We start from the raw sequence: 6,859 nt of genomic DNA, 5'->3' as shown, positions 1-6,859 counted from the left end.
CTATAATATTTACGCCCTTTTCAAATAATCTTATTATTGGATCATAAATATCTAAATACTTTTGAACTTCTTTATTTTCATCTGATATTGCTGATAATTTTAAATATGATTTAATTAAACAATTTGCATACATGTTATTATTCACATATTCTAGTGTTTCTTTGGAACATAGTTTTTCAGTATCTATGTTGTTTTGGAAGCCTAATTCTTCAGCAATATCAATGACAAAGGGGTTTTGAAGAGTTACGTCATAAGATAAAGAAAAAGCAGCCATTCTCCTCAAAAACTCTGCCATTAATTTTGCATCTTCTCGTATACCTTCTGTACCAATTACTGTCCAATTCACTTTATTTATTCTTTCTATTGCATTCTCAAGATACATTTTTCTCACTCTTTCCAACCTTTCTACCATTTCCATTTACTTGGTTTAAGAGTTTACAAGGACTATCTTACAGACACTCTAATTGTCCGAGTTGAAAATCCTCAAAAGTGTTTACACCATATAACTTTCAGCGATTTGAATATGGCTATTTAAGTCTAAATCTGGATACCTTTCATCTAACAAATATAATAGATCAATGAATTTTCCGCTTTGCAAATTATACGCAACCTCTTCAAACACTTCACTCAGAAACGAAATTTCAGTTTTGGTACATTGATTCAAAAAAGCTAAGGTTAAACTCTCATCTGTACTAAGGAGTTCAATTAATTCTGTCCACTTTTGTTTTATCTTAGGATCGTTATCGTCTAGCAACGCACGTGCCCCTAAAACCGCTCGTACTTTTTCGTAAAACATAAAGTTGACCTCCAAAATGATTATGGTTGTAACACGTAATCTGGGAAAATCGTCCCTCACGTAGAACAGTATTCGCCATCAAAATTATAACCGCCTTTTCTTGGTAGGAGATTTTCAAAATCGCACGATGCTATTGCTTTAAAATCAGCATCCCATAACTTTGTCAGCAGATTGGATATTTCTAATACATAGTTAACTTCACCCCCATTTTCAGTTGGTTCAATTTCTAGGTAGTACTTGTAATATAGAAAGCCATCATTTCCTTGGTTTATTTTGTCTTTATCGAAATCACTGTTATTGAAAATAATTATTTCTGAATGCTTCGTCAATATGCTTGAACCACTAATAGTGCCCTTAACAATGTTTGAGACTGCATCTAGCAACATTTCTTTATCAACATCGCTATCCAAGAAAATTTTAGTAAAAAAATCATATTCTTCCAATGAAATCACCTCAGATCATTTGGGTGGTGCAAAATGTGATTGCCTTGAACAACTTTATCATCACTTACATGCTAACGATTATCAAATATGTAACATATCACCTTCTCATCTCTTTCGTCTTGGCGTAATTTACAGTTGCAATAAAAAACTGTGAGAAGATGAACATAACAAAAACAAGTCAAATTACGGTAGTATATGTCCATAATCAACCTGTTTAATGTATCCGAGGAGCGTTATTCAGGTTGAAAATTAGAGCATTTGATGGGCCTGCAACCTGAAACGAGAACTCTTTATATGGGTATTACATGGGTTAGATGTATTATTTGTTGAATGAGTGGTTCATTCGGCACTGGGTAGGGCTTTTTTATCAGCCACCAAGTAACCCTTGATTTCATCAGATAGTTCAAGTACCCTCCTCCAATCTGGTGAATTTCTAACCGCATTAACATTCCACTCATCGCCTTGCTGTAATTCTAGAACTAAGTCTCTTAAGATAGAACTTTTATACACCATCTCATCACTAATTAGTCCGGCATCATTAAGTCTTTGTAAGACATCAACGTGTAAAAATGAAATTACTCCTGTATCGAATTCTTCAAAGATATTGTAGCCAATTACCGTATCATCCTCACTTAGCAGGTATGTTCCACATTTATCAATCGTATCTACATATAGCTCCAACAGTTTTCCTGTGGATATTTTTCCCATTAAACATATCCCCTTTATTTTTGAATAACTGTAGCCTTATCCCCGGGTAACGGTTTATAATCAGTTCTTACTACCTTGACTTTGCCTGTCTGCCACTTGAGAAACCAATGTATGACCCTTCATGTCCCCCTCCTCCTAGGGGATAGAGCACAGACTTATCGCCGTTTGTGAATTTCCATCCAGTACCTGCTGAGCCATAAGTACCTTTCGTCCATCCATCTCCAAGAGTTCTTCCAACTTCATCAGCTGATTTACTCCATAGAGCTTTGGGATTACTTAAAATATCATCATAAGATTTTAACTCTGTTACCCATGTAAAATTTCCGTCTCCATATTTGCTCTTGTAGTAATCATTCCATTTTGCTCCTGTTCGAGGTATCTGTGCAGAATAACCCGTCCCCTCATCCAACTTCTTCGCTAAATCATCCTTACCTGCTTCCATTTCACTCCAAAAACGCTGCTGCTGGCTATTGGGCGGAATTGGCTTTTTCGGCTTCGTGAAGTAGACGCCAGCTGGTCCTTCCGTTGCAAGTTCGGGGCCAAAACGAGTATTTCGCATCCGCTCCATCGAATCAGATACATACTCCGTGATATCGTCTACGCTTTTGTTCAGACGATCTTTAGTCTGCTGCTTCCATGTCGTCCATGTCTCGTCCAGCGCGGACATATTTTTGCTATTCACGAGCTTGTCTGCCGCTTTATTGAGTCCATGTTTGGCCAAGATGGCGAGGTTGACAAGCATCAGGGCGACGCCCAAGTTGTCCAGCAGCTGCTGGTCCATACCCAAGAACGTGGGGTTCGTATACGCATTCCCGTTCTTTAAATCATTCAGTTTCTTGACATTGACGACGATCATCGCCGCACCTAGAGCCGCATCCGCGGCAGCCAACAAATACAAGGAGCTTCCGCCTGTCGGGATGGCCGCAATAATGGCTACCACGCCAAATATAACGTTAAACTCGGCGATCAGCATTTGCGAATCGATGATCAATACTTGAAACGTGTATCTGGATAAGTATCTCTTTTAAAATTCCTCCCCACCTTCGTCCTAACCCTGTAATAGTGACAGATTCTTTATGGAACTCATTGAAGAAGTCCAAGTACACGTCTATAAAGTGAACGACAATACGGCCGATGGATACAGTAACTCCCTTCATGTGCCACCTTTCCCGAATTTTTTGATGAATTTTGGGTTTTATTAGGGACAGGTGGCTACCCTTATACGTTCCCTGTCTGTTCTATGTTAACTAACCGTCACCAGCGTTACTTTCTTCACAGTAACAATCGCTGAAAGGTTCAGTTAAGTTACGGAGATATGAAAAAATTTCTTTTGATTCGCCCTGCTCTTAATATCGGTGGTATCTATCCTGAAAGATGCGATTATATGCTACTTCATTTTCCCTATCGGGGTAGCGCATTCTAAAGTTGCGAGTAAATTTAAAATATGCTAGAAAATGAAGATAACAAAAAACAGGTCAATTACGGTGGTATCTGACCATAATGAACCTGTTAGATGTAACGAAATAGCGTTAGGTTATAAAAGTTGATGTGCGTACAACCGAAATGAAGATATCTTGAAACGGGTATTACAGGGGTTAAATCTATTTGGAATCAGCCGCACGACTCATTCTGTACAAGGTGAGTCTATCAACATATAAGTAATGTAACCTTTACTTTCCTGCTTGTGTTTGTATCCATCTTCTAGCTTCTTCTTCACGTAGAATAACTGGAGAATCGGGAGTACCAATATTAATACTAGATATAATTGCTTCTTCTATCCCTCTTAAACCTGATAAATCAGCTCCATGTAAGAGAACATTTTTGAATGAAGCTACACTGATATCTGCATTTTTTAATATGGCATTTTGAAAATCGGTGTCATAAAACAGACAAGCTACCAAATTAGCATTTGTTAAATCAGTGGCATGGAAAATTGCTTCATAGCAATCTGCCTTGGCTAACTTTGTACTCCGCATATATGATTTCGAGAAATTTGTGTACGAAAGGTCTGCTTTATAAAAATTTGCTCCATCTAAGTTGGCTGAGATAAACTCAGAAGAAGATAATACTGAATTATGAAAATCACTATTTTGTAAATTCATAGAGTTAAATATACATTCCGTAAAATAGGCTTGATCTAATGAATAATTTCTTAAATCAATGCTCCTTAAATCAATTTCATCCAGCCCCAGCTTCTTCCCTTGTTCTCCGACAGTGTCCACCCATAATTGATGTTGCTGGAGCTGGGCAATAATTTTATTAGAATCACTATCCAAAATGATCATGCCTCCTCACGTAGGATACCAAATAATACGATCAGCGATTCCATCTTCCTCAATCGCCTTTCTTAATTGTTGAATATGTTCAGGAACTAACTCTCTCGTATCAATTATGACACTGTTGCCTAGTTCAAACTCACCATAAATCTTATCCATTGCTCTTTTAACTGTAAACGCTCCTTTTTTAGGACTAGTATGACCATGAGGATAAGATTCAAAACTTTTAACGTCCCACTTTATTCCAGTAGTTATGTCAATAAGATCACTGCCTTTATCGGCTTGAGTATCACGAACAATACGTCCTAAAATACCCTGCTCTTCTAAATCAAGTCCTACTTCCCTTTCTTTTATTCCTTGTTCTTCGATCCTACCGGCATGAGATGGGTCACGAGCTAAATCATCCAATTCTTCCTGTGTTCTTCCTCCGGTATATTTTCCATTCTTATCATAAAGATCAGGTTTATCAACCTCACCCATCCCCTCATCCAACTTCTTCGCTAAATCATCCTTGCCTGCTTCCATTTCACTCCAAAAACGCTGCTGCTGGCTATTTGGTGGAATTGGCTTTTCGGCTTTGTGAAATAGACACCGGCTGGCCCTTCTGTTGCAAATTCCGGGCCAAAATGAATATGAATGAATATTACGCATTCGATCCATCGAATCAGATACATAATCCGTGATATCGTCTACGCTTTTGTTCAGACGATCTTTAGTCTGCTGCTTCCATGCCGTCCATGTCTCGTCCAGCGCGGACATATTTTTGCTATTCACGAGCTTGTCTGCCGCTTTATTGAGTCCGTGTTTGGCCAAGATGGCGAGATTGACAAGCATCAGGGCGACGCCCAGGTTGTCCAGCAGCTGCTGGTCCATACCAAGAACGTGGGGTTCGTATACGCATTCCCGTTCTTTAAATCATTCAGTTTCTTGACATTGACGACGATCATCGCCGCACCGAGAGCCGCATCCGCGGCAACTAATAACGGCTCTGACTATCCTTAGCCGTCCCTGACTGTTCTAAGTCAACTGCACCTCAGCAGAATTCTTCCTTCGGTGTAACAATCCCTGAAAGGAGATGCAATTTATTGCAATTTCATTCTCCCTATCGGGGCGACTTATTCTACAATTGCGAGCATATTTAAAAAACGCAAGAAAAGGAAGATAACAAAAAACAGGTCAATTATGGTGGTATCTGATCATAATCGACCTGTTCGATCTATCGATTAAAGCATTGGATGTGCATACAATCATAAAGAAAAAATCCCTATACGGGCATTACATGGGTTAGATGTGTTATTAGTTGAATGATAGGTTCATTCCGGCACTGGGTAGCCCCCATTAAATCGAATCTTTTTTTGGCAAATCATCATCCACAACTAATTTCGAGATATTCCTCCTGGATCTTTGTAGCACCAATCACTGCTGTACGGCATGTTAGTAATATTATCCAGGTCTTCTAGAGTATAAAACCATTCTCCCTCAATCCATATTTTGGCTGTCGGATAGATCTTAAGTATCGCATGGAAAAATCGCAATAATAGATCTTCATTTTCATAAAAATCGTCAGATACTACTGCTTTAAAATATTCATCGTTCGTATCGTCCCAATTAAAACTAACTATTTGAAATTCATACGGTTCATCATATACGCTAAAGCAAAGAGATCTTGAATAGTTTTCCCTAAAAGGCATGTCACTTATATATACTCGAGTGTATTTTAGCGTTCCTTCACTATTATAATTTTCTTCATCACTATCAAAAAAAAGATTCTCCTTTATACATATATTATTAAGGCCCCTCAATAAGGCATTTGCTGGAGTGCTTTCTCCGCGTTTAAATAACAAAAAGGATGACGTTCCCATTATTTTAATACTCCTCCTAACTCATCAAGCGAATTAACAACTGTTACACCTTTATTATTAATTTCTTGGATCATTTTAATTGTTTGAACATTCGAGGCATCAATAGGCTCATGAACATATAGTATAATCTCTCTACCCTCATAATTAAAGAATTGAGGGTGACTTGGATTAACATACTTATCGATTTGATCCATTTTAACAGCAGACATTGACTTCTTAACCTCAATAATTTGATTGTGTGTCATAACATCAATATCTCCTGCTGGTTTACCAGTAGTAATATTATCTAGTTTTAAACCGAACCCTATAACTTCCACATGTTTTTTAACGTGTTCTCCAACTTCAGCCTCAATAGCTTTACCAACATCACTACTCTTCTTTGCACTTTCAATTGCATTTGGAATATTCTTAGGGTTTTGTTCAACCCACTTTATTATACTACCGTACGGGTTTTCAAATTTAACTTCTACACCTTTATTCGTTTTCGTTATTACTGGATCGTTAAATTCACCCGTCCACTCATCCAACTTCTTCGCTAAATCATCCTTGCCTGCTTCCATTTCACTCCAAAAACGCTGCTGCTGGCTATTGGGCGGAATTGGCTTTTTCGGCTTCGTGAAATAGACACCAGTTGGTCCATCCATTGCAAATTCCGGGCCAAAACGAGTATTTCGTATCCGCTCCATCGAATCAGATACATAATCCGTGATATCGTCTACGCTTTTGTTCAGACGATCTTTAGTCTGCTGCTTCCATGTCGTCCATGTCTCGTCC

General features: G+C 38.3%; 8 protein-coding genes and 1 pseudogene. All 9 read right to left on the bottom strand.

Annotated elements, in window-relative coordinates:
- Positions 1 to 382, bottom strand: a 382-nt coding sequence (locus L6H98_RS31045; RefSeq protein WP_236421551.1) for a hypothetical protein, incomplete at its 3' end; no start/stop codon positions are given.
- A 111-nt stretch (positions 383 to 493) separates the two neighbouring features.
- The gene (locus L6H98_RS31040; RefSeq protein ID WP_236421550.1) at positions 494 to 796 is read right to left on the bottom strand and encodes a hypothetical protein; all 303 of its coding nucleotides are present in this window, start codon (positions 794 to 796) and stop codon (positions 494 to 496) included.
- Between the two features lie 56 nt (positions 797 to 852).
- Entirely contained in the window at positions 853 to 1,239 is a 387-nt protein-coding gene (locus L6H98_RS31035; RefSeq protein ID WP_236421549.1) for a 1,4-dihydroxy-6-naphthoate synthase, read from the bottom strand.
- Between the two features lie 339 nt (positions 1,240 to 1,578).
- Positions 1,579 to 1,947, bottom strand: a complete 369-nt coding sequence (locus tag L6H98_RS31030; RefSeq protein ID WP_236421548.1) for a hypothetical protein — start codon at positions 1,945 to 1,947, stop codon at positions 1,579 to 1,581.
- A 70-nt stretch (positions 1,948 to 2,017) separates the two neighbouring features.
- The gene (locus L6H98_RS31025) at positions 2,018 to 2,938 is read right to left on the bottom strand and encodes a hypothetical protein (RefSeq protein WP_236421547.1); all 921 of its coding nucleotides are present in this window, start codon (positions 2,936 to 2,938) and stop codon (positions 2,018 to 2,020) included.
- 679 nt (positions 2,939 to 3,617) lie between these two features.
- Positions 3,618 to 4,232: a pentapeptide repeat-containing protein gene (locus L6H98_RS31020; RefSeq protein ID WP_236421546.1), complete on the bottom strand. Its 615-nt coding sequence runs from the start codon at positions 4,230 to 4,232 to the stop codon at positions 3,618 to 3,620.
- 6 nt (positions 4,233 to 4,238) lie between these two features.
- A complete protein-coding gene (locus tag L6H98_RS31015; RefSeq protein ID WP_236421545.1) occupies positions 4,239 to 5,096 on the bottom strand; it encodes a hypothetical protein in 858 nt (285 codons plus the stop codon).
- 503 nt (positions 5,097 to 5,599) lie between these two features.
- On the bottom strand, positions 5,600 to 6,085 hold the full coding sequence (locus L6H98_RS31010; protein ID WP_236421544.1) for a hypothetical protein: 486 nt from the start codon (positions 6,083 to 6,085) through the stop codon (positions 5,600 to 5,602).
- Positions 6,085 to 6,859 (bottom strand): annotated as a pseudogene (locus tag L6H98_RS31005) (hypothetical protein); the annotation flags it as partial. The gene L6H98_RS31010 and the pseudogene L6H98_RS31005, both read right to left, overlap by 1 nt.

Origin of the sequence: Paenibacillus sp. JJ-223 (assembly GCF_927798175.1) — a bacterium.
In the GTDB taxonomy this organism is placed as follows: domain Bacteria; phylum Bacillota; class Bacilli; order Paenibacillales; family Paenibacillaceae; genus Paenibacillus; species Paenibacillus hubeiensis.
Note: the sequence above shows the minus strand (reverse complement) of the source record. Positions and strands in the feature narration are given on the sequence as shown.

Excerpts from the sequence above, each read along its gene's own strand:
- L6H98_RS31010 (WP_236421544.1), bottom strand. The coding sequence starts at position 6,085 with ATGGGAACGTCATCCTTTTTGTTATTTAAACGCGGAGAAAGCACTCCA.
- L6H98_RS31015 (WP_236421545.1), bottom strand. The coding sequence starts at position 5,096 with ATGGACCAGCAGCTGCTGGACAACCTGGGCGTCGCCCTGATGCTTGTC.
- L6H98_RS31030 (WP_236421548.1), bottom strand. The coding sequence starts at position 1,947 with ATGGGAAAAATATCCACAGGAAAACTGTTGGAGCTATATGTAGATACG.
- L6H98_RS31020 (WP_236421546.1), bottom strand. The coding sequence starts at position 4,232 with ATGATCATTTTGGATAGTGATTCTAATAAAATTATTGCCCAGCTCCAG.
- L6H98_RS31040 (WP_236421550.1), bottom strand. The coding sequence starts at position 796 with ATGTTTTACGAAAAAGTACGAGCGGTTTTAGGGGCACGTGCGTTGCTA.